The organism is Sulfuricurvum sp., from assembly GCF_049277495.1.
Lineage (GTDB): Bacteria > Campylobacterota > Campylobacteria > Campylobacterales > Sulfurimonadaceae > Sulfuricurvum.
Genome location: NZ_JBASYM010000067.1, coordinates 26835 through 49976 on the forward strand (window position 1 = coordinate 26835; position 23142 = coordinate 49976).

The 23142-nt window shown below is 43.9% G+C and carries 22 protein-coding genes and 1 pseudogene; 4 read left to right on the plus strand and 19 right to left on the minus strand.

What is annotated here, in order from left to right; translation table 11 throughout:
* Positions 1 to 292: 292 nt before the first annotated feature.
* The 12 genes and pseudogenes from WAO38_RS11700 to WAO38_RS11755 form a co-directional block, all read right to left on the minus strand.
* Entirely contained in the window at positions 293 to 700 is a 408-nt protein-coding gene (locus tag WAO38_RS11700; protein WP_422237360.1) for a CZB domain-containing protein, read from the minus strand.
* A gap of 45 nt (positions 701 to 745) precedes the next feature.
* Positions 746 to 979: pseudogene (locus WAO38_RS11705) on the minus strand (methyl-accepting chemotaxis protein); the annotation flags it as partial.
* Positions 980 to 1501: 522 nt separating this feature from the next.
* Positions 1502 to 3238, minus strand: coding sequence for an ATP-binding protein (locus WAO38_RS11710; RefSeq protein WP_422237304.1), 1737 nt, complete (start codon positions 3236 to 3238; stop codon positions 1502 to 1504).
* Positions 3235 to 4782: a long-chain-fatty-acid--CoA ligase gene (locus WAO38_RS11715; RefSeq protein ID WP_422237306.1), complete on the minus strand. Its 1548-nt coding sequence runs from the start codon at positions 4780 to 4782 to the stop codon at positions 3235 to 3237. Before WAO38_RS11715 ends, WAO38_RS11710 begins: the two co-directional genes overlap by 4 nt.
* Positions 4779 to 5966, minus strand: coding sequence for an OmpP1/FadL family transporter (locus WAO38_RS11720; RefSeq protein WP_422237308.1), 1188 nt, complete (start codon positions 5964 to 5966; stop codon positions 4779 to 4781). The genes WAO38_RS11715 and WAO38_RS11720 overlap by 4 nt, the downstream gene beginning before the upstream one ends.
* Complete coding sequence (nfo, locus tag WAO38_RS11725) at positions 5963 to 6814, minus strand: deoxyribonuclease IV (protein ID WP_422237310.1); 852 nt, start codon at positions 6812 to 6814, stop codon at positions 5963 to 5965. The genes WAO38_RS11720 and nfo overlap by 4 nt, the downstream gene beginning before the upstream one ends.
* Entirely contained in the window at positions 6804 to 8642 is a 1839-nt protein-coding gene (locus tag WAO38_RS11730) for a P-loop NTPase fold protein (protein WP_422237312.1), read from the minus strand. Before WAO38_RS11730 ends, nfo begins: the two co-directional genes overlap by 11 nt.
* 95 nt (positions 8643 to 8737) lie before the next feature.
* Positions 8738 to 9883, minus strand: a complete 1146-nt coding sequence (locus WAO38_RS11735) for a pyridoxal phosphate-dependent aminotransferase (protein WP_422237314.1) — start codon at positions 9881 to 9883, stop codon at positions 8738 to 8740.
* A gap of 34 nt (positions 9884 to 9917) precedes the next feature.
* Entirely contained in the window at positions 9918 to 11150 is a 1233-nt protein-coding gene (locus WAO38_RS11740; RefSeq protein WP_422237316.1) for a hypothetical protein, read from the minus strand.
* A gap of 36 nt (positions 11151 to 11186) precedes the next feature.
* Positions 11187 to 11714, minus strand: coding sequence for a hypothetical protein (locus tag WAO38_RS11745; protein ID WP_422237318.1), 528 nt, complete (start codon positions 11712 to 11714; stop codon positions 11187 to 11189).
* Positions 11715 to 11781: 67 nt separating this feature from the next.
* Positions 11782 to 12633 (minus strand): patatin-like phospholipase family protein, encoded by an 852-nt coding sequence (locus WAO38_RS11750; protein WP_422237319.1) that lies wholly within the window; start codon positions 12631 to 12633, stop codon positions 11782 to 11784.
* A 49-nt stretch (positions 12634 to 12682) separates the two neighbouring features.
* Positions 12683 to 13699, minus strand: a complete 1017-nt coding sequence (locus WAO38_RS11755; RefSeq protein ID WP_422237320.1) for an aldo/keto reductase — start codon at positions 13697 to 13699, stop codon at positions 12683 to 12685.
* Between the two features lie 103 nt (positions 13700 to 13802).
* Between WAO38_RS11755 and WAO38_RS11760 the strand changes: the two genes are divergently transcribed.
* Together WAO38_RS11760 and WAO38_RS11765 are read left to right on the plus strand one after the other, a co-directional pair.
* Positions 13803 to 14135 (plus strand): hypothetical protein, encoded by a 333-nt coding sequence (locus tag WAO38_RS11760; RefSeq protein ID WP_422237322.1) that lies wholly within the window; start codon positions 13803 to 13805, stop codon positions 14133 to 14135.
* Between the two features lie 62 nt (positions 14136 to 14197).
* Complete coding sequence (locus WAO38_RS11765; protein WP_422237324.1) at positions 14198 to 15097, plus strand: DUF234 domain-containing protein; 900 nt, start codon at positions 14198 to 14200, stop codon at positions 15095 to 15097.
* On the opposite strand, the gene WAO38_RS11770 is transcribed toward WAO38_RS11765, so the two are convergent.
* Together WAO38_RS11770 and aguB are read right to left on the minus strand one after the other, a co-directional pair.
* A complete protein-coding gene (locus WAO38_RS11770; protein ID WP_422237326.1) occupies positions 15090 to 15878 on the minus strand; it encodes a J domain-containing protein in 789 nt (262 codons plus the stop codon). The two genes, WAO38_RS11765 and WAO38_RS11770, sit on opposite strands and share 8 nt — an antisense overlap.
* 52 nt (positions 15879 to 15930) lie before the next feature.
* Entirely contained in the window at positions 15931 to 16779 is an 849-nt protein-coding gene (aguB, locus tag WAO38_RS11775; protein WP_422237327.1) for an N-carbamoylputrescine amidase, read from the minus strand.
* Positions 16780 to 16924: 145 nt separating this feature from the next.
* Between aguB and WAO38_RS11780 the strand changes: the two genes are divergently transcribed.
* Positions 16925 to 17671: a flagellin gene (locus WAO38_RS11780; protein ID WP_422237329.1), complete on the plus strand. Its 747-nt coding sequence runs from the start codon at positions 16925 to 16927 to the stop codon at positions 17669 to 17671.
* 55 nt (positions 17672 to 17726) lie between these two features.
* Here WAO38_RS11780 and argS read toward each other — a convergent pair whose 3' ends face one another.
* The 4 genes from argS to WAO38_RS11800 form a co-directional block, all read right to left on the minus strand.
* Positions 17727 to 19307 (minus strand): arginine--tRNA ligase, encoded by a 1581-nt coding sequence (gene argS / locus WAO38_RS11785; RefSeq protein ID WP_422237330.1) that lies wholly within the window; start codon positions 19305 to 19307, stop codon positions 17727 to 17729.
* A 3-nt stretch (positions 19308 to 19310) separates the two neighbouring features.
* Positions 19311 to 19550 (minus strand): Sec-independent protein translocase subunit TatA/TatB, encoded by a 240-nt coding sequence (locus WAO38_RS11790; RefSeq protein WP_422237332.1) that lies wholly within the window; start codon positions 19548 to 19550, stop codon positions 19311 to 19313.
* Positions 19551 to 19623: 73 nt separating this feature from the next.
* A complete protein-coding gene (gmk, locus tag WAO38_RS11795; protein ID WP_422237333.1) occupies positions 19624 to 20244 on the minus strand; it encodes a guanylate kinase in 621 nt (206 codons plus the stop codon).
* Positions 20241 to 21830: a hypothetical protein gene (locus WAO38_RS11800; protein WP_422237335.1), complete on the minus strand. Its 1590-nt coding sequence runs from the start codon at positions 21828 to 21830 to the stop codon at positions 20241 to 20243. Before WAO38_RS11800 ends, gmk begins: the two co-directional genes overlap by 4 nt.
* Before the next feature lie 77 nt (positions 21831 to 21907).
* Here WAO38_RS11800 and WAO38_RS11805 point away from each other — a divergent pair, with 77 nt between their 5' ends.
* The gene (locus WAO38_RS11805; RefSeq protein ID WP_422237337.1) at positions 21908 to 22384 is read left to right on the plus strand and encodes a hypothetical protein; all 477 of its coding nucleotides are present in this window, start codon (positions 21908 to 21910) and stop codon (positions 22382 to 22384) included.
* Here the strand turns inward: WAO38_RS11805 and fliR are convergent.
* The gene (gene fliR, locus WAO38_RS11810) at positions 22376 to 23140 is read right to left on the minus strand and encodes a flagellar biosynthetic protein FliR (protein WP_422237338.1); all 765 of its coding nucleotides are present in this window, start codon (positions 23138 to 23140) and stop codon (positions 22376 to 22378) included. The two genes, WAO38_RS11805 and fliR, sit on opposite strands and share 9 nt — an antisense overlap.
* Between the last annotated feature and the right edge of the window lie 2 nt (positions 23141 to 23142).

Consider the following 23142-nt stretch of genomic DNA (forward strand, 5'->3'; position numbering starts at 1 on the left):
AGCATATCCCCGCACAAAGTAATTCTCTGTAACGGTATACGGTTTTTGTAAAAACAGTTGTTGCACTATAACAAAAAGAGAATTAAACAAACCCTTATCCATGGGATATTTTCATATACTTGTAACGATAGGGAACATCTAAAAGAGGTCTCTTTGGGTTAAGTGTTATCTTTTGTAACAAAATAGAATATTATACTTCTAAAGTGTCACTAATTTCTACATTTATGGGAAAAAGTTATCTATGTTGTATAAAGAACATCTTGTTCTTTATACTCGGAAAGTGGGTGAAGAATTACTGTTTTTCCTGAAGCATCCGGTCAAGGGTTTCAAATACCCCGTCACTCGCATGTTCCATCTCTTCGAATACTTGGACAAATTTTTCCGAACCGATACTTTCTGTCTTCATTAAATCAAAGATTTTGTGGGTCGAGTTATGGACAATCGAATGCGGATTTTCAAGCGCTGAATAACTCGACGTTTTTTTGAAGAATTCTGAACCTTCTCCTTCGTAATACCATTTTCCTAAGCGGCAATTATGGTGATCGACAAAACTAAACTGCTCTTTTTGGGTGATTGCAGAGAGGTATGTATTCACCTTCCAAATAATGTGATCGAGTTTGGCCAAGCTCATGAAAACTCTTTCTGCCGTGTGTTCCGTACTCAAGAACGTTGTCCGCATCATTTGGGCATTGTATTCCATGTTGGTATTAAAACTTCCGATCGATTCATTGGACTCTTCAATACTCTCTTGAACCTGCTCAAATTTTTCTCCGATCGTCGTGACATCTTGCTTCATTGACTGAAGAGAAATATTGATTTCACTGATCGCTTTATCGGTCCGATCGGCAAGCTTGCGCACTTCATCCGCAACGACGGCAAACCCCCTGCCATGTTCTCCCGCGCGGGCTGCTTCGATCGCGGCATTCAGTGCAAGCAGATTCGTTTGATCGGAGATATCTTTGATCAACACCAAAATACTTGCCACATCCTGTGCCCGTTGTGAAAGTGCCTGCACCGTCTCCTTCGAATCTAATGCCAGCTCGGTTAACCCTTCTAAGGTTTTTGAAATTCCCGATGCTTTATGTCCAAGCTCAACAATATTTTCCAATAAAGAAGTCGATTGTGCAATGTTCTCTTTGGACGAGGCAACCGATGAGGCCATATTTCCCTGAACATCGACTAGATTTTTTTTGATTTGCTGATTTTGATAGGTCATCATTGCGGATGCATTGTCGCATTTGCTCGAATGTACTTGTTCGTGAATGAATGCTTCCCGTTCTCGGAGAGTCTCTGCTAAGCGCTGATTCTCTTCCTTAAGGGCAGTATTTTCTTTTTTAACGCTCTCTAATTCATTTTTTAACGCGGTATCGTCACCAAACCAACCCATATAATCCTCCGACTTTGCACGTTTTATATTGCTAATCAGTGATTATACTCCCTATTTTTCCTAAAAATAACGGATTGGTTCAATATAGGTCACACTGTGATATTTTTTTGATAATCAATTGTTTAAAAATCCCATCGATTTTTCCCCTTCAAAACTTCCGGAGCGCTCTTTTTGGATTTCTGCGATGAAGTCATCGAGTCTAAATGCCCCCTCTGCCCTTGCCGCGACCTGATAGGCTGTATTTTTGACAATGAGATTGATTTGTCCTCCCGTGAGAGGATAGGACGAGAGCTTATCGATATCAAACCCCTTCTCATACGGTGCATTGGTCGGAAGCATCATTTTCCACAAAATGAGACGCTGTTTTTGATCCGGTTTTTTGAATTCGATTTTGTAATTGAATCGGCGGGAAAAGGCTTGGTCGATATTTTCGAGCAAGTTGGTCGTCGCAATCAAAATCCCCTGAAATTTTTCTATCTGTTCCAAAAAGATGTTCTGCATCTGATTGTGCATCTGATCGGCAGAGGAACCTACTCCGGCAGAGCGGGCGGAGAGAAACTGATCGGCTTCATTCAACAGCAGTATCGGCTCTGTTTTCGTTTGACGTGTCAGATCCGTATAGGTATCAAAAATCTTTCGAACGTTTTTTTCCGATTCCCCGACATACATCGAAAGAATTTTGGAACAGTCAAAACTGAGCACTTGGCGCTTAAGCGATCGTGATAACGAATGCGCCGTAAGCGTTTTCCCGGTCCCCGGAGGGCCATAGAAAATAATCCGGGCATCGATTCCCGCTTTTTTATCCTTGATCCCCCACTCATGGAGACGTGCAATGACTTCGCGGTCCAGCTGACGCATCAGATTTTTAAGTGTCTGTTCCGTGCTTGGATTGAGAACGACATTTTCCAGTGACGTCGTCGGTTCGATCAGCTCAAAAATCTCCTGCTCTTTGATCAGCATATCGAGTTTGAGTTTACGTACTTTTTTCTTTTTCTGCGGATGCATGATCGATTGAAGTACCTCATCGACAATATAGAAAGCGCGTGAAATACCGCCGAAAGGATTCAGCATCTCTTCATAATCGATAACCTCTTCGTTGATCAAACGGGCACCGTCTTCAAGAAGTGCACGGTTTTTAATCCGCTCATAGTCATCAAAACTGATCAGATCGATGAGGGTATTCATCTCCCGCAAATTTCCCTCGGTTGCACTGTATTCCTCTTTGAGCAAGGCGAGGAAAATAACCTGTTCTTTAGGCTCGAGCTTCTTTTGTTTGAAAAAACGATCCAGAACGACATCCAGTGACGTCTGGGCAATACGCTCATCGATCCGTTTTTCAAGAAGATCGAGTTTGTTTTGGATACGGTTGATTCCGAGGGAGTGTTCGTTTCCACTGTGACGGATGACGGACATCTTTTGGTAGAGTTCGATACGGAAAAACTGATCTTGAAGATATTCCAAATGATCGGCGTAGGGTTTGATGTCCGGCAACGTCATTTCCAAAGATCCCTCTTCCAGAAGTTTCATAAAGACGGAAGTGACGGCAACCGGAGTGTTATAGAGTTCCAAATGGGAAAGCTCGCTGATTTTAATCGGGGTAAAAGAGTGATGGGTAATCCATCCCAGTTCCAGCAGCGTTTTCACTTCCCCGAAATGTCCGAGATACGAATAGTCTTCGGCACCGTAGAGTTCTTGGAGAAGTTCGGCAACGATAGCGTCTTCTTGAGACTGTAAAAATTTTCGGGTCAGAAGCTGTAATATTTTGGCCTCCTCCACCGTACATTTAAGTTGTGAAAAAATATGGGTTTTTTCGATAGAAGGGTTTTCTAAAAAGTCAATAAGATATTTCAATGGATTCCTTGTTGTTTTAATACCCGTTTGAGTACTTTGCCTGTGGCGGTTTTCGGCAATGATTCTACCACGGTAATGGTTTTAGGGATTTTAAACGCAGCCAAATGCTCTTTAAGCTGCGTTTTGATCGATGAGGGAGTTGTATTTTCATACCCTTCTTCCAGTTCGATAAAGGCGATAGGGACTTCCCCGCTGTGCGGGTCGCTCTGGGCGATGACCGCTGCGAGTCTGATGGAGGGCAAAAGCATCATCTGCTCTTCGATTTGGCGGGGATAGATATTAATCCCCTTGGAAATAATCAGATCTTTGATCCGATCAACGATATAAACATATCCCTCTTCATCTATTTTTGCGATATCGCCGGTACGCAACCATCCGTTTTGAATCGTCGATTGCGTGGCTTCGGGATTATTTAAATACCCCTGCATCACGCAATCGCCTCTTACGATCAGTTCCCCCGTTTCCCCGAACGGAAGCTCTATCATCTCATCATTGACGACTTTGACATCATACCCGTACAGCGGTAAACCGACCGAAAGATGTTTTTGTTTTTCGAGGGGGTTGATGGTTACTGCCGGAGAGCACTCGCTCAGTCCGTATCCTTCCAGCATCTTTGCGCGTCTGAAAGTCGCTTTGAATTTACTCAAAGTATCTGCACTCAGTGCCGACCCGCCGGAGATAAAACAGCGGATAGAGTTAAACCATAAAAAATACCATGGCAGTTTGGCGCGGATCAGCGCATTGTAGATATCGGGCACGCCCATAAAGATCGTTACCCGTTTTAAAAATGTTTGTTTGATGATATTGCTAAAGGGCAAGATCGCGGGGACAATCACAAACGATGCACGGACAAAAAACGGCAGTATCACCATGACCGAAAATGTAAAAGAATGAAACATCGGAAGATAAACGATAAAACGGTCACGCTCACGCAAATCAAACCGTTCTTTTGCCGCGATAAGATTCGAAAAAAGATTTCGGTTGCTCAGCATAGCTCCCTTAGGGTGCCCTGTCGTTCCGGAGGTGTAAAAGATCACTGCCGTATCATCAAGTGCGGCAGGTGATGGGGTATGGGTATGCAAATGGCCGGAGAGAATCTCATCAAATACCAAATGCTGAGAATTTTCGACAGGTGCCTGATCAATCCAGATCGTATGTTCAATCGATTCTATACATTCGCACAGATCCTCTACCTCTTTGGCAAACTTATACGCGGTAATCAGAACTTTTGCATTGCAATCGTCCAAAATATAGCGGTATTCCTCATTTTTGAGCATCGTGTTGATCGGTACCGTAATCGCCCCCAGTTTACTGATGGCAAAGACACTTTGGACAAATTCGGTGCTGTTAGGGCAAATCAGGGCGACCCTGTCTCCCTTGCCGACACCGATAAGTTCCAACGCACGGGCAGCTCTGTCGACACTCTCTAAAAATTCTCCATATGTAACATTCTTATCCTCAATAAAAATGACTTTTTTGGAACGCCCCTCTCCTGTAACGGCGAAAAGCATTTCATAAAAATTTTCATATGGATAGTGGATCAAAAGCGATACTCGATTCCGGCAGTGACAAGATACGCACGGGCATTGGAAAATTCGCCGTTAATGGTACTATTCATAACGTTACGAGCTTTTTTCATATCCACCAAACCCGCTAACCCGACATTCCAATGCGGATCGATTTGATACCGTCCGCCGAGAGAGACAATCCATGCATCCGAATCGGGAAGTTCATACCCCAATGTCGATTCGGGAACCGGAGTCTCATCATAGGCAACCCCTGCCATGGCAGTCCATTGATCGTATTGGTGGGTTAACCCGAGACGGTAAGTATTGGTATCTTTCCAGTTTTTAGGGATCGGTGTTCCAAACGCGACCGTTGCAGCGTTCACCGTACCGTCATAGTCAAAGTCAAGAGATTTGTACGCTGACCAATAGGTTCTCTCATAGACCGCTTCAACGGTAGTCCCTGTATCAAACGTATAGGCAGCCGCAACATTGAGCGTTGCCGGGAGCGGAATAGTTACACTTGCAAAACCGCTGTAAGTTGTGGCGATATAACGCAAATCTGCACTCCCCTCAACATCCAAATCGATCTTTGAACGATATGTGGCAGCCAATGAAATATTGGGTTGCGGTCGATAATTAAGAGCCAGGTTAAACCCATAATCGATCGAATCACCGCTCAAGTCACGTGAAACGGGGGTAGGCGTTGCATTGCTTTTTACGACTCCATCTGTTCGAACGATTCTAAATCCGGCACCCATGCTCATCGTATCACTTAAAGGTATCGCTATGGAAGGATTAAATTCTATCGTTTGCAATGAAAATTCTTCTGCACTTGCTTTTGCCGGTTGAGTACCCCATCGTTTCGATAATCCACCGGGAGCAACGATACTCAGCCCAAAACGTGCGCCGCTATCCCCTACTCTTTTCGAGCTGTAATGGAGAGTAGGAACCAAGAAATTCTCTTTTTTAGAGCTGTAATTCCCTGTCGTACCGGAGAAATCGATCGGACTCAGTCCGATATAGGTCGTATCAAATTCAAAAAGATTGGCATCATCGTTATACACCATCGCCGCAGGATTGTAATAGGCCGCGTCGGCCCCATGAGCATTTGCTACATACGCTGCACTCAGTGCGGTAGCATTGATCGAACTCTCGGGGATCGCATATCCGCCCGCCATAAGTGTCGCTGATGCGATAATTGATAATACTACAATTCTCATTTTTGCTCCATGCCATACAAAAGTTTAATCTCCTGAGCCCAAATCGTCTCATCGATCGTTTCCAATACCAGAGGGATATCATCCATACGCGGATCATTCATGATAAACCCGAATGCATCCAGCCCGATCTTCCCGCATCCCAGTGAATCATGCCGGTCGACATGACTCCCCAGATCAGGTTTGGAATCGTTGATATGCATCCCCATAAGATACTTAAATCCCACAATTGTATCAAACTCTCTCCATGTTGCATCATACGCCTCGCGTGTTCGGATATCGTAACCTGCAGTAAACATATGGCACGTATCGATACAGACACCGACACGGGACTTCTCCTCAATGCGTTCTATAATGGCACTTAGATGCTCAAATCTCCACCCCAGATTGCTCCCCTGACCCGCCGTATTTTCAATCACGAGAGTGACACCGTCGGTAACACGGATCGCTTCATTCATGCTGGATGCAATCCGATCGATACACTCTTCTTCGCTGATCTGTTTAAGATGGCTGCCCGGATGAAAGTTCAAACGATCCAATCCCAACTGAGAACATCGCTGCAGCTCATCGATAAACGCATCCAGCGATTTTTGCCGTTTTTCTTCTTCGGGATGACCGAGATTGATCAAATACGAATCATGGGGCAAGATGTGTTTGGAAAGAATGCCGCTTTTGGCAAGGTTGTCTTTAAAAAGTCCTATCGTTTCATCTTCGAGCGGTTTGGCTGCCCACTGCTTTTGGTTTTTCGTAAAAAGGGCAAACGCTTTCGCTCCGATCGCCATTGCGTTTAGCGGAGCGTTGAAAACCCCGCCCGAAGCCGAGACGTGAGCACCTACAAATTTATTCGACATTATTTTCCTTTTCCATGTGCTGTATTTGTTTTTCCATTTTTCGAACGATTTTTTCCTCAATACTCTGATTTAATCGTTTAAACCAAACCATTTTTATATTAACTGGCATGTTTTGTATATCAGTATTAATAGTTTCATAAACTATTTTCCAGAAATCTAATTCTACTAATAAAAGAGAATATTCACCCCATCCAACTTGGTCGTAACGTCCTATAAGCGTATTAATTACATAACGAAAATCTTTATTTTTTATACACGACAAACTCTCTACAAACATTTTTGGATCAATGTTTTGAAAAACTGGCAAACGGTAAAGAATGCTATCTCTGCTTTTTGAAAGCATTTCTTTAAAAAGACTAATATCATTTTCTTTCAAAATATTTAAAAGTTGCTCACCTTGCGATGGTAAATCTTCGTAAATCGTCTCTTTTGCTTTTTCTAAAAGATAATTTTTTATCTCATGGAATTCATCTGTTTCTCCCTGATGGTATCCCAATCCAAAAGCAGAATCATCAATATTAAAATCATCAACCGTATATATATTGTCCCACTTTTTTCGATTTGTATCGATATAAGTCTTCATGTCATGGAGAATTTCCATCTTGGTCTTAGAATAAAGTCCGTTTGCACTTAAATTCAGTAGTATCCCAGAAATATGCATGACTATTTCAGGAGTCAAATACTCACTATATTGTAATTTTTTGAGTGTATCCTCTAATGCATTTTTAAACTCATCTTCTTCCAGTTCTCGAAAATACCATAAGTTTATCCATTCTTCCCGTTCTTCTCTAAAAAAATAGCGACTTCTTTGTAAATCTTGTTTGATCCGTTCAGAAGGCAAGATTCCTAACGTAAAAAGATCAATCCAACTTTCCATAGACAATAATAATTCATACGACAAAAAACTGTATTTATGAAAAACTTTTTCAATCGGTGTTAATTCTTCATCAGTCTTTTCTTCATTCATCATTCTCCCAACACGCAGCATCGTTATCTCTTGAAGTGTCTGAATGTCTAATTTTCCGCTCTTGATCTCAAAGGTTAATGCAAAGAAAATTTGAATGATTTCTGTCATCAATTCCACATGATTTTTAAATTTTGATTCAAAATGATTTATCAACCGATCAAAATCCAATAAACCTTGGCGTAAACTTCTAAGATTGTTGTATCCAGCAGTTTCATAAACCGACTCGATGACAGATTGATTGTGTTGAAGTATCACTTTAGAATTTTTCAATTCATCTAAAAAAGTAGCGAAGGCGATCTTAAAATCTTGTTCAATCTGAAACGTTTTCCCGATAGTTTTTTCTTTAAAAAGAAGATATTTTTCATCTTCATTGAGTTTGTCTTCATCCGCAAGGAGAATAACTTTTTGCTTATGTTTTTCTGTCAAACCATTAATGTAACCATGTAGTTCTGTTAATTCTATATTTGCTCGTTCTAAATCATCAAAAATGAAAATGGCATTTTGATTGCCCGCTTGTTTTAAGGCCCATTCCATAGACATATCTATCAATTTAATACCCACAAATTTATTGAGTGCAAAACCAACGCTTTTAACAATTATCTTTACGTTATGGTGATTGTCTAAGCCGAATAATTTAAAAATAACTTTTTTATGAATGTCCTCTTTTGTTTTTAAACCAAATAGACTAATCTTTACTACATTATTTTTCTTTCTTCGATTTTCTATAAAATTTTCTATAAAAAATGTCTTTCCACTTCCCCATTTTCCAGAAAGCAATACAGCATATTCTGGCTTATCCAGTTTGATGTAATAATCTAAAAATTCGTGAATATGCTGATTTACTTTAGTGTTTTGTGCCAAAAGTCCACCCTAATTTATCTAACTTTTCTTTTTACTGGATTCCTGATCAAGTCGGAAATGACGAAAAGAAGCCATTTGTTTTCGAAAAGATTATATCACAGTCGTCGAATTCTCTCAGCCGCTTCTTCGAGAACATCGATAGGTTTAGAATAGCAAAAGCGGACCATATTTTTTCCCGCATCATCGTGATAAAAAGCCCGTCCGGGGACGGAGGCAACCCCGGTTTTTTCCAAAATCGCCATCGCCTTTTCATAATCATCATTCCCTATCACACGGCTGACATCGGTCATGACATAATAGGCTCCCATCGGAACACTCGGGATCAATCCTACAGAACGCAGCGCATCGCAAAAGATATCCCGTTTATGCTGATGGATTCGGGAGAGTTCGGTGTAATAACCGTCTCCCAGTTTTTCCAGCCCTTCCGCCGCTCCGATCTGCAGCGGTGCCGGGGCGCAGACATAGATAAGATCGTTAAACTGTGCCATCGCCTCGATCACCTCTCGGGATGAAATCGCGTATCCCAAACGCCAGCCGGTGATGCTGAAAACTTTGGAAAATCCCGACAAAACGACACACCGGTTTTGTAAACACGGAACACTGAGCGCCGTCACATGCACCGCACCGTCATAGAGAAAATGTTCATACATCTCATCGGCGAATACGATCAGATCATGCGCTTCGGCAAAGGCTCCTATCGCTTCTAGTTCCCCGCGTGTAAAGACTTTTCCGCTGGGATTGGCAGGATTGCAGATCACCATCGCGCGGGTTTTGGAAGTGACCACGGCTTCCAGGGCGCCGATATCGAGTTTCCATTGCGGTGCTTCGAGACGGACATACGTCGGTACCGCCCCTACGGATAATAAAGTGGAACGGTGATAACCGTAATACGGTTCAAATAAAATCACCTCATCCCCGGGATTGAGCAATGCCATACACGCCGTGTAAAATGCTCCCGTCGCTCCGTCACTCACCAGAACCTGATTCGGCTCGATTTCAACCTCGTAAAAGCGTTGCATCTTATCGGCAATGGCTTGGCGCAGACGCGGCAATCCCTCGGTGGGAGTATAGATGTTGACCCCCTCATCCATCGCCCGTTTGGCTCCCTCGATCACTTCCCGCGGGATTTCCAGATCACAGACCCCTTGTGCCATATTGATCCCCTGCACGGCATTGCAGGAGAGGGTCATTGACCTGATTTCCGATTGGGCAATCGTGCCGCTGCGTTGACTGAGTTTCATACGTTATTGCTCTCCTAGTGTCAAAAGAAGAGAATTATAACTTATCCCTCAAAAGCTTGATGAGAATTCCCAATAAAACGAATCCCGATCCGGCCAGCATAAGGACACCGGTTTGCCATAACAGGGAATGAGAAAATACGATAGCCAAGGCGACCGCAGCCAATCCGCCCAAAGCCAGTCTCCACTGCAGATTCGCCCATCGTTCAGGAAGAAGCTGATGAAGCATCGGAACGTCACGCTCATCGATGAAAGGGGCATACCGTTCAAACCATACTAGAAACGGAACAATCTTATATAAATGGGCCGTAATCAAAAAGCCTAAAAAACCGGCCGTTAAAAACCAAAAGGCCAGCAGAACCCCTTTTTCATCCCCGCTGAGAACACCATACGTTCCAATGCCCATAAAGAATACCAACGCTATAAACGCAACTGCGACCGAACGTTCCCATATATCGCTGTAACGACGTTTTTTGGAAGTAAATATGAGGTATACCTGAAACATATAGTATGTAACCGACCCGATCCCTAGCAGCAAGGCCGCCGTTTCAAGCCATTGGCTATGAAAAACGGCTGAACAAACCATCGTGAAGACCGAAGCCGCCATCATGTAAAAACTAATCGTGTAATCACTGTCGGCGGGCCGGTTGCAGGCGCCGAACATGGGGAGCAGTACGGTGCTTACCCCCATGATATTGATCATGATGTATCCGCCGAACAGCGCAAAAATGTGCCCCATCCGCCAATGAGAGGGATCTGATTCTATGCGCCCTGCATATCCGAGTGCCATCAGCACTCCGAGGCCAAGCCCGATTCCTAAAAAAAGGGTACTCCACTGCATCGAGCGGGTCACACTGGTTCGGCGACGGCTATAAGAGAGTGTTACGAACAGATTAAACGCGAATAGGCCCAAAGCAATAGCGATAATCCCTCCCCCGTAGGGAAGCAAGGAGAGGTCATAATAAAATCCGCCCACTAGAATCACCGTTCCCGTTCCCAAAAGCGGTCCGATCCATCCGAAAAGTTTCGGATAGCGGTGATGGATCTCTCCGACGACGACCGAAAGCTGTCCCATCGCTCCGATAATCACCATCATCACAAAACCGATGATGTACAGGTGCACCCAGCCGATCAGCCGGAAATCATGAATACTTATATCCACAGGAAGAAGCAAAAGAAGCCCCATCGATACGATATACAAGACAACAGCTCCGACAAAATAAGGGGCGATTAAACGCAGAGGGAGAGAAAAATCGGGTGAGACATTCATAAAGACTCTTTTTAAACCCGATTGTAACCTAGCAAATTACGGCAAAGATTGATTTGTATCAAGATTGCTGATTTTGATCATTAAAGCGTTCAGCCGGTCTTTAAAAAAAATATCATTTCCCTTGCGGCGATAAATGATATCCATCTCATCATTTCGGATCGTCTGGTAAAGGGTCCCTTGGCAGAGCTCTTCTTTATTGATTCCTCCGAAAATATCCGAACCTTGCAGAATACGGCGCATCGTGTCCTTTGGATAATCCGGGTACAGATACTCTTTAACAAATTTTTCTTCGCTCATACATCCGGAACTGACACACACCTCTTTATCGATGGAAATCTTCTCAACCGCCACCCCTGCGGTAAAAAGCTCCACTTCGACCGCTTCCCCTTCATGACGGATATATCCCGTATCGGCAAATTTGAGCTTCGGACTTTTGATGGTAATCATCTTCGGTTCGCTGATGGAATAATGTTTGGCAGAGCACCCACCAATGATCAAACCGAAAAAGGCCATCCCTAAAACCGAAAAATTAACTATATATGGAGCCATATTTCTATACATCATCTACTTACCTCTTATTTGATTATCAAGATTTCATCTTGTTTTTTATGCCATATTGAACTGTGAAACATTATTTCTCTCTAAAAATTTCATCACACAGCTCATACCCATATTGAATAATCTCGCGGGCACGGTTAAATTCAAATGTGCCACATAAGTTTCGGGGAATTTCGATTTCAATATCCGGCGGATAGGCAGCTAATTTCATTCTGGCGATCGTTCCTTGCATCGCGTCAAATGATTTATCCGCAATATTGTACATCCCATTTTCCAATGTCAACGCCTCCGGAAGCGTTAAATGGCTTAGATATTCTTTGAATATTGATGACGACTTACCTTTCACTTTTCGCTCAGGCAAAGAACAAGAGGGATCCATCGCTCCGCCCAGATTAACCGCTATTGTCAAATTGGTTTTATCGTGAAATGTCGGTGCGATCGGTACCGGGTTCAAAACGCCTCCGTCAATCAACAATCGGCCGTTATACGAATGCGGTGTAAAAAACAGCGGTAGTGAAATCGATCCGCGTATCGCATCTAAAAGTGGTCCTTCATTGAGCCAAACCTCTTTCTCGGCATGGAGATCTACCGCGACAGCCGTAAATTTGATATCCAAATCTTCGATGTTATAATCACCGACCAAATCATGCATCTTATTGATCAGCAATTCACCGGCAATCAACCCTCCTGAGCCTTTAAAATCAAGCAGTTTCAACATTTCAAGCAAATCGACTTCACATACCCATTTAGTATACTGATCCAATCTTCCTGCCGCATAAAAACCGCCGATCAAAGCCCCTATCGAACATCCTGTGATCGATTCAATCTTATAATTATGTTCTTCAAGCCACTGAATAATACCAATATGGGCCAAACCTCGGGCACCGCCACTTCCCAACACCAAAGATACTGTAGTCTGTTTCATTCATCTTCCTGAAAAAATCTACTGCGACGCATCTAGTCTCACCATAGAGCTAACCCATAGGATAGAGAATTTTTGCATGTACGGCATCCAGTTTTTGAAGTATTTCAGAACTTAAGGTCACATCCATCGCCGCCAGCGATGCATCGAGCTGTTCGGGAGTCGTCGCACCGATAATCGTGGAGGCGACGAAGTCAAACTGCTTGCTCCAAGCGATTGCCATCGTTACCGGATCCAGACCCGATTCATGCGCGATACGGAGATATTCTTGGGTAGATGCGAGCGTTCTATCGTTTAAAAAGCGTGCCGCCATAAGCCGCTGACGCTTGTTGGAGGATTTGATATAGTCACTGAATCGTCCGTGAACATCCATATTTTGATTGTATTTACCGCTCAGTACTCCGCCCCCCAAAGGCGAATACGGCAGAAGCGAAATCTTCTCTTCGCGGCACAATGCCCCGATTTCGGTCAAATCGCGGCGATTCAGGAGCGAAAAATTGTTTTGGATCGACTCGAAACGGGCCAGTTTTTCGTATTTGGAGACCATCAGCGATTTCATCGTCCCGCGTGCACTGTCGTTCGATGTTCCGATATAACGGACCTTGCCGCTTTGCACCAGCGCATCAAATGCCCGCATCGATTCTTCAATAGGGACAATCGTATCGGGCCAATGCATCTGATAGAGATCGATATAATCGGTACCGAGCCGCTTTAACGACCCCTCAACCGCCCGTTCAATATGAAACCGGTCAATGGCCGTGTACCCGTGACGGATCGGCGGGACAAACCATCCTGATGCCGCGCCCGCCACTTTGGTTGCAAGGATGAGACTCTCACGCGGTTTGCTCTTTAGCCATCGGCCTACCATCTCCTCTGTCAATCCGGCTAGTTTTTCTTCCGGCGGAACAGGATAGAGTTCCGCCGTATCGAAAAAATTCACCCTGCTCGCATACGCTTTATCCATAATTTTAAATGCCGTTTTTTCATCGCACTGCGACCCAAACGTCATTGTTCCCAGACAAATTGGCGATACGCGCAAACCGCTGCGCCCTATATATCGGTACTCCATGTTTGTCTCCTGCGCTCTTTTTGATATTGTACCTCATCGTCTCTTTGTCCCTCTAAAAAATTAAGTTATAATGCATGAACACAATTTTGAATGGGAGTTAACTATGTTGGATACGATTCGCAAAGCCCAAAAACAATTTCAAGAAATTCATAATCTGCTGAGTAATCCCGGCGATCGAAATAATGATTATTTCACAAAACTCAGCATTGCGACCGAAGAGGCTTATGTTCTCATGAATGAGGGCATGTGTGCCAATACTACCGTATGTCATGAATGTTCCGAACACCGCGATTTTATCCGTACCATGCTGGATGTTTTGGGAAATCTGGAAATCGACAACGGCGCTGCTGAGCTATATGCCGACAAACTCACCCAATACGCAAACCGGGTTAATGCTATCCTGAAAAATATTTCCACCGTGCTTTCTACTTTATAACAATATGCTTCTGCGCCGATACGGAGTCACCTCCTTAGAATCCGGTACGTTATAATTCACGGATGGATAGAACACTCATCAGCGAATTTTTCCACCGCAATATGCCGGCTGATATGGAACAGTGCATCGAACTGTTTAGTATTTTTGGCGGATACGATGAACCGATCAATACGGATGAACCTGTCGAGTCTCTTATTCTGCACCACATACTCGAATCATTCGAATCACACCGGGAATCCCTTCTCTCACCGCTCCAAAATGATTCTCTCTACCTCAATCTTCTCCATGCAATAGCGGTAGGTGACCGGCGGCAGGGATCGGCTTACCGCCGTGCCCGGATCGGGAAAGAACGCGGTAATGAAGCCTTTGAATTTTTACGCTACAGTGGCTACCTGACGTTAGAGCGTTCTCGTGAAATGCCTCTGCAGCGGGCTCATCCGAAGCAGCGGTTTAAAAAAGAAGTGGAGCACCACCGTATATCGCATAAATTTCGGTTTACTTCGCCGTTTTTACGCTTTTGGTTTGCCTTTGTGGAACCTTTTAGCCAATCCCTCCGCGAAGGAAAAACGACTCCGTTTTTTGATCATTTCCATACCCACTTCAACGCCTTTGTCGGCTTTACGTTCGAAGAATTATGCAATCTCTACATACGAGATATTTTAGCGCCGAAATTTAACAGCGACATTCTCGATTCGGGAAGCTATTGGGACCGTGAAGTGGAAATTGATCTGCTCACAGAAACGATGGAAGGGGAAACATGGGTCGGAGAATGCAAATGGACAAACCACAAGGTCAACAAAAAAGAGTTTCATAAACTCGACGAGAAATGCACCAAAATTTCTTTAGTGCCGGATAAAATATTTCTCTTTGCCAAACGGGGATTTTCCAATGAGCTCATGGATCTAAAAGAAAAACGGCTTTACCGTTTTTGTGCGGAAGATTTATCCGTCTTGACTAACTGACCGCCCGCAGGGCACCGTAAGCTTCTTGGAGAAGCTGAAACTTCTGCGTATATTTATTAATGATTTCAGGACTTTTCGTCTGAACGCGATCCGGGTGATAGCGCCGAGCCAGCATACGGTACCGTTTTTTTAAATCTTCCGGGGTAGAACCCATCGGGATTTCAAAAATTGCATGATAGCGGATCATCTTATCGATCGCATCATTTCCATGTCCCCATCCTCTGTAATTGCCGTACAATCGGCTCATAAAGGCATCATCATACTGGTAATTGATGACAAAATGGAGTACCTCACGGCGGTTGAGCGTTTTTTCAAGCCGCGCTTTCCCTGCCGCGCTCGAAACATCGATGAAAAGATCGGTAGCAGTAGCACTGAGCAATAAGGGGGAAAGCTGTTGTTTGAGATAGCGCATCACCCACGGGTTCGGAGTTATAAAGGTAAATTTGACACGATCGGGCCCATAAGCGTACAACTCAACATCAACGGTTTCACTTTTGCGGTAGGGTACTTCGATCCGTACCGCCGCGCTCTTGCATCGTTTCAATGAGCGGCTGTAAAACGATCCTGAAAGCTCATTGACTTTGGTGAAATGGTCACTGAGCGTCTCTAAAAACTCCTCTTTTTGATCCGAAGAGTTTTCATTGTTGAGTATTAGCACACCGTTGTCGAGAAAAAGCGTATTTTGAATATGATGATCGAAAAATTCTTCCATCCAAGGCTCTTCGAGGGTATTGGTTCCCCCCAGAACGAAGATAGCATTATTACGCAAAACAACTTTCACGGATAACCCCCGAACTGACTAGTTGTCTAGAAGGAGCAAAAACCATTCCTATTTAATTTTGTACAATCATTCCATAGCATTCCGGCCGGCGGTCACGGATGAGCCCCCAGTAGTGACGATGCTCGCGAATCGTCATAGGATCGAATTCGCTGTACAGGATCTCTTCTTGGTCCCGAGAAGCTTCTGCCACTTTTGCACCCGTGTGGTCGGTGATAAAGGAACTGCCGTAAAATGTCAGGGTACAGCTCTCTCCGATCTCTTCTCCGATACGGTTGGCGGCGATGACAGGGATAATATTCGCCGCAGAGTGCCCCATCTGTACCCGCTGCCAGTGGGATGCCGAATCGACACCGATTTCAGGCTCACTCCCGATCGCCGTAGGGTAAAAAATCATATCCGCACCCATCAACGTAAGAGAGCGGGCAGTTTCAGGAAACCACTGATCCCAGCAGATTCCGACACCGACGTTGCCGTAACGGGTTTCCCATACTTTAAATCCGGTATCTCCCGGTTCAAAATAGAATTTTTCTTCATATCCTGGGCCGTCAGGGATATGGGTCTTGCGGTAATTCTCCATCACGGTCCCATCTGCGTCGATCATCACGAGAGAGTTAAAGTAGCGTTCTCCGTCTTTTTCAAAATAGCTGATCGGCAGTACGACACCGAGTTCTTTCGCCAGAGAACTAAAGTGTGCAATGAGCGGATTATTTGCCAGCGGCTGTGCCCACTCAAAATATTTTTGATCCATATCTTTACAAAAATAGTATCCTTCGAACAGTTCCGGAATCAAAATGATATTCGCACCCTCACCTGCCGCCTCACGAACCATCGCTTCTGCTTTTGCTCTATTGGAACCTTTGTCCTCGCTCATCTGCATCTGTATCGCTGCGACTTTAACCATTCCCTGCTCCTCACACTCTTATCAATATCGAAATTATAGCATTGCTGCGACTCAGCGCAGATACGATCTATTTTTAGAACATTATTCTATTTTAATCTGTTCAATGCTATTCTAAATATATAAGAGCTTCGTAAAGGAAAATAAAATGAAGTTAGATGCCCTGTTCAATCCGCTTCCGCAAATGAATACAGAAGTCAACAAGAGAGATAAAGCTCTTGAAAAAATTGCTGCCGCTGTAGAATTAGGGATGGAAGACAGCGCTTCGCGTTCCATTGCCGATATGCTTCAAAATCAGATCTCCACAATGTCTCAAGGGCTTATGAATGCTAATGACGGTGTTGCCATGATGCAAATAGCGGGAGGGGCTCTTAATTCTTTAAATGATCAAGCTCAAACGCTCAGCGATCTGAGTGTCCGCTATAACAGTGCTACCCTTAACGAATCCCAAAAGCAAGGGCTTCAAAAGGAATTTAGCCGAACTGTGGATGCCATGCAGCAAAGTATTGACACTACCAGTTTTAACGGAAAAGCTCTTTTTGGCAGCAGTTCTACTTTTTCCTTAGGTGAATCTGCCATCTCCTCGACAATTCCCGCACTTTCTCCCTCTGCCCTTTCTATTGATAATCAAGATTCTCTCCAATCGTACAGAGACTCTTTGGCGCAAGCCGGTGCAGATATAGGCTCAACAACGAATGGCCTTATCAGCGCATCCAATACCCTGCTCAATCAAATCACGGCGACTTCTGCGGCCAAAAGTCAAATCGCCGATACCGATATGGCAAAAGCGGTCAAAGACTTTCAGCAGAACAATCTTATGCTCGATGCAAGCCAGCTTGCTGCAGCGCATCAGAGTAATGTACTCCAACAAAATATTACACGGTTACTGGGATAAAGGAAAAAGAGGGGATCGAATTGCGGAAAGGATTTTATCCCTTCGGCATTCTAAATTACATTCGATCTTTAGCTTGAATTCCGAGAAGTGAGAGTCCTGTTTTAATCGAAAGTGCGACAACAAGAAGAAGTTTGAGCAATTTCGCTTCATCTTCGGTTCCGATGATTCGGGTATCGTAATAAAACTTATGCAAACGTCCTGCCAATACTTTTAAATAATCAGGAAGTTTTTGCGCTTGGCGCGATTCGAATGCATCTTCAATGATTTCAGGCAATAGCAATGCTTCAAATAACAATCCATCCGCATCCGCACTTAAACCATGCAAATGTGACCCCATGATTTCATCCAAACTCTTTTCACTTTTGGCAATCAAGGTTTGGATACGGGCATGCGCGTATTGGATGTAATAGATCGGGTTTGAGCTGTCTTGACGTTTAAGCTCTTCGATATCAAACTCAAGTGCCGTGTCACATTTTTTGGATGCGAACATAAAACGCAATGCTTCCGCACCGATTTCTTCAACGACATCACTCATCAGGATAACGGTTCCCGCACGTTTGGACATCTTAAACGGTTCCCCGTCTTTGAGCAAACTGACCATCTGAGAGAGAAGGACTTCGAGTTTACCCGAATCGTAGCCCAAAAAGCTGATAGCCGCTTTTACACGGGCAATATAGCCGTGATGATCAGCACCCCAAATGTTGATGTAATCATCGTATCCCCGTTCAAACTTTTGGTTGTGATAGATGATATCCCCGGCGAGATAGGTCGGCCGGCCGTCTTCACGAACCACAACACGGTCATGATCATCTCCGAACTCCGAAGAACGGATAAACGTTTTACCCTCATTTTGGTAAACGCCCTCTCCCATTTTTGCCATGACGCGATCCCACTCACCATACAATGAGGCTTCCCCGACAAAAGTATCAAAATGAACATTGATGGCTTTCAAATCGTCAACGATTAAGGCTAAGATTTTATCTTTAGCCCACAGTGCGAGCTCTTTTTGACGACTTTCGTCACGAAGGGAATCCGCACCGAACAGCTCGACCGCTTCTTTGGCAAGGTCACTAAGGTATTCGCCGCGATAATATTTTTCAGGCCATTCTACCGTTTCACCCAACAGAGTACTGCGCCCTTCAAGCTGAAGGGATACACCGAGTAAATCGATTTGATTCCCTGCATCGTTGACATAATACTCCGCCGTCATATCATAACCCAAATGGCGCCCGAGTCTTAGCATCGTATCACCGTATACGGCACCGCGTGCATGACCGATATGCAATGGTCCCGTTGGATTCGCACTCACGAATTCAAGTAAAATGGAGCCATGTTTCTCATCACTCCCGAACTTTTCCCCATTGTGCAATGCCCAAGATGCATACTCATCCAAAAAGGCTTCAGAAAGACGAAAATTGATATACCCTTTGACCGATTCAACGGCACCGAATACTTCGGATTCATTAAAAGATGTTGCAATCTCTTCAGCTATCGCCATCGGCGATTTTCGGAGTTCTTTAGCCAGGGAAAAAGCGATGGGGGTAGAAAAGTGGCCGAAAGAACGATCTTTCGGTTTTTCGAGGATAACATCACAATTGAATTTATCGCGCAACAGCGCACTAACTCGCTGTTTCAAGGATTAAGCTTGAGTCGTAGTTTTTGTCTCTTCTACTTTAGTTGCTGTAGAAGATTCAACGCTTTTAGGAGCCTCAGTCGTTGTCGATGCAGTTGGTGCAGCATCTTCGTCTTTCATCTCTTTTTTGAAATTTCGGATACCTTGACCGATCCCTTTTGCAAGATCAGGAATTTTTTTCGCACCGAACAACAAAATAACAATTCCGAAGATTAATAATAATTCAGTTCCGCTTGGCATACTCATACTAAGAGTTCCTTTGATAGAAAATTTGGTAGGATAGTATAACGTATTTCCACTTATTCAGCAACGCGTTTGATCAGGAGGCTTCCCAGGATTGGACAAATTCGTTGATTTGTAACGTCGGTATTTTCATCCGTGCCGCTTTGGCGATCAAGACTAAAATATCGGCTGCCGCTTCTAACTTGTCGTTCACCACTAAAAAATCGTACTCGCTAATCCGCTGAACTTCCCGTTTTGCCATATCGATCCGTCCTGCGATTACCTCATCGCTGTCAGTAGAACGGTTGTGCAAACGGTGCTTCAGCTCTTCGAGCGTCGGAGTCGTAATAAAAACGGATGTCGTAATATCGCTAAGGCGATTTTTGACCGCATCGTGTCCCTGCACATCAATATCAAAAATCACCAGCTTGCCCTCTTTAAGTGCCTGCTTAACCGGACTGAGCGAGGTACCGTAGTAATTTCCATGAACGACCGCATACTCTAAAAACATCTCTTGATCGATCTCTCGTTTGAATTCTTCAATAGAAACAAAATGGTAATGAACGCCATCCACTTCTCCCTCGCGCATCGGGCGTGTGGTCGTTGAAATCGAAAAATAGGTGGGACCTATCTGGTCTGTAATTTTTGAGATTAAAGAACTTTTTCCTGCACCGCTTGGCCCGGACAAAACAAGTATCGCTCCACTGCGAAGATTCATGCGCCATTCCCAAAATTAATATTAATACTGATGTTCAACCCTTTAAGTGATTTCGCTACATCTTCATTCGAAAGTGCTTTCAAGAGTGCTTGAAGCGCTTCAACCCCTTCCGCATGAGTAGAAGCTTCAATCTCATCTAAGTCACCTAATTCTTCTTCTAATGCTTCATATGAAGCCGATTCTTCCATTACCTCATCCAGAGCCTCTGCACTCAGTGAAGTATCCCCTTCGCCGACATGAAGATCAATCTCTTCATCCTCAACTTCTTCGCCGATTGCCAATTTTAGCTGACGTTCGTCAAGCATGTCCAGCTCATCAAATCCTTCCCCCGCCTCTACTCCGGAGCCTTCATCCATATTCAGCTCTTCCATTAAACTCTCATCGAAATCAAGTCCTAACGTATCGAATTCTAACTCTTCATCAAGCGTTTCAGCTTCCAGTCCGCTAACAGCATCCTGGATTTGGGACTCTAAATCATCCAGTTCATTGTCTTCTAAAAGGGAATTCTTTTCCATACTCGGCAGAGTAGCTTCTTCGTCGAGTTCATCCTCTTCGGATGAGAATGATAATTCTTCATCTATCGTCCCAAAATCTTCTTCATCTTTAGACTCCGGAAGTGCTTCGATGTCCCCGAATGCTTCTTCATCGAATTCACCCTCTTCTGATAACAGCTCCAAATCCTCATCCGAAGCTCCAAAACCTTCTTCGGCTTTAGACTCCGCTAATGTTTCGATTTCACCGAATGCTTCTTCATCGAGCAAGAGCTCATTTGAAAAATTTTCTTTCATCTCTTCATCCGTATCATCCGCCAACAGATTCAGATCATCATCGCTAAAGTCAAATCCATTCGTCTCCAATAGCAGATCATCTACTGCTGTGTTCTCGCTAATTGCTTCGTTCGGAAGATCATGTTCCTCAAATTCATCTAGCTCACTCAGTTCATCCATTCCCTCAAGGTCATTAAACCCTTTGATGATAATTTCATCTTCTGAGTTTTCACCGTCACTTTCCGTATCATCCAAAAGATTTTGAACCTCTTGAACCTCTTCTTTGTCCAAAATGGCGGTAGGAATGAGTACTTCCTCAAAATCTTCAAATCTATCTTCGCCATAGATGTTCAGATCTCCGCTCAGATCAAAAGCATCCATATCGCTATTCTCTTCTTCCAATCCCGGCAATGTCTCTTCAAGACTCTTACCATCGGCAAGTTCATCTTGAGCCGGTCTTTCTTGCGCTGTTACACTTTGCACAGTTTCAGGCGAAGCAGCCAGTTTTCTCTCAATGTGAATCAACATATCCACCAGGTCAGTAGGGAGAAACGGTTTATTGATCACATTTTCAAATCCTGCGGGGACCGCTTTCCCGCGTGTTGCCATCAATAAAGTACCTCTAAATACGGCTAATTCTTTTAGAGTCTCAAATACCTCATCGCTGTAAAGAGCATCATCGATAACCAATAAATCGTATCTGCTTTCTTCTATTTCATTAACCGAGGAGATGATACTTAAGTCATCTTTCGTTTTTTGTGCACTGAGAGATACCAGTTTTCGGACAACCGGGTTATCGTTAAAAAGCAAAATTTTCATGATCGATACGACCCCTCTTTGTATGCCCTTGTTCTATCAAAAGCTAAATGGTATCATTGTAACTAAAAAAAAATAAAATGATAAAACTTCTTGGTCTTCTTTTTAGCTTTATTGCCCTTTATGGAGGAGAAATCCCCTTTCATACCCCGAATCAACACCACGATTTTATTTATCGGCTTAATACAACATTCAAAAGCGCTTCCCGTATTCTAATCGTTACTCCCTCATTGAACCATCCTGAATTGCAGAAAGGGATTTTAAATGCCGCAAAACACGGTTCTCGCATAACGCTGATTGTACAAGATCTCAAAGGAGCCCCGCTCTCCATGGTTCAATATGCGGGAGTTGATCTGTATACGTCTGCAGCCTCCTTGGACTCCAGTGCCATTATTATCGATGAGCACTTCGTCTGTACCCTCAATGGGAAAATCAATCAAGAAGATTTTGCTTTGAAACGCTCTTACATCCGGTGCAATGACAATCCTGGGGCAATTGAGGCAGTCCGTCATTCTCTTGAGTCTGTTCTAAGCTCCTCTAAACCCTACTTAGAATAATTTTTCCAGAAAATTGTACGCATTTTGGGTTTGGGCCGTAACGATCATCAGGGTTGCCCCCAATGTGGCCATCAAAACAACAAACGAAACAGCAATCTTAATCGGCATCCCGATGACCAGTAGGTTAAATTGCGGCATGGTTTTCATCAACATGCCAAAAATAATATCTGCAAGCATCGACAGTGCGGTAATCGGAAATGCAATCATAAAACCGACCACGAACATGTTAGCGGCAGCATGAATAATGTAGGCAAAAAGAGAAGGTGTCATCAAAAATCCCCCTAAAGGGACCGCTGCGATGGAAGCTGATGCGTATAAAAGTATCCAATGGTGCAGGTCAAAAACCAATAATATCATTAACGCCATCAGGGATAAGAACTGATTGATAATCGGCATTGAAACACCCGATTGCGGATCAATCGCCGAAGCCAACGAGAATCCCATCATAAACGATATTTGCCCTCCGGCAAAGGTAATGACATGGTAGGCCATCTGCAAGACGATCCCCACAGCCAACCCGAAAAGCATCTCACCTAAAACGGCAACCGTAAGGCTGAGGCTGTCAGTAGGAATATTCAGCGGAGGAACCGCACCGAAAAAAAAGACCGTAAAGAAAAAAGCCATTGCCGCTTTGATCGACATCGGGATATTCGCATGGGAGAAGATAGGAACGGCCATAAAAAGTGCGGTAAAACGGACAAAAAGCAAAATAAAAGCGATGGTCCGCCCTTCACTGAAGATTTCTGCCCAATCCATTC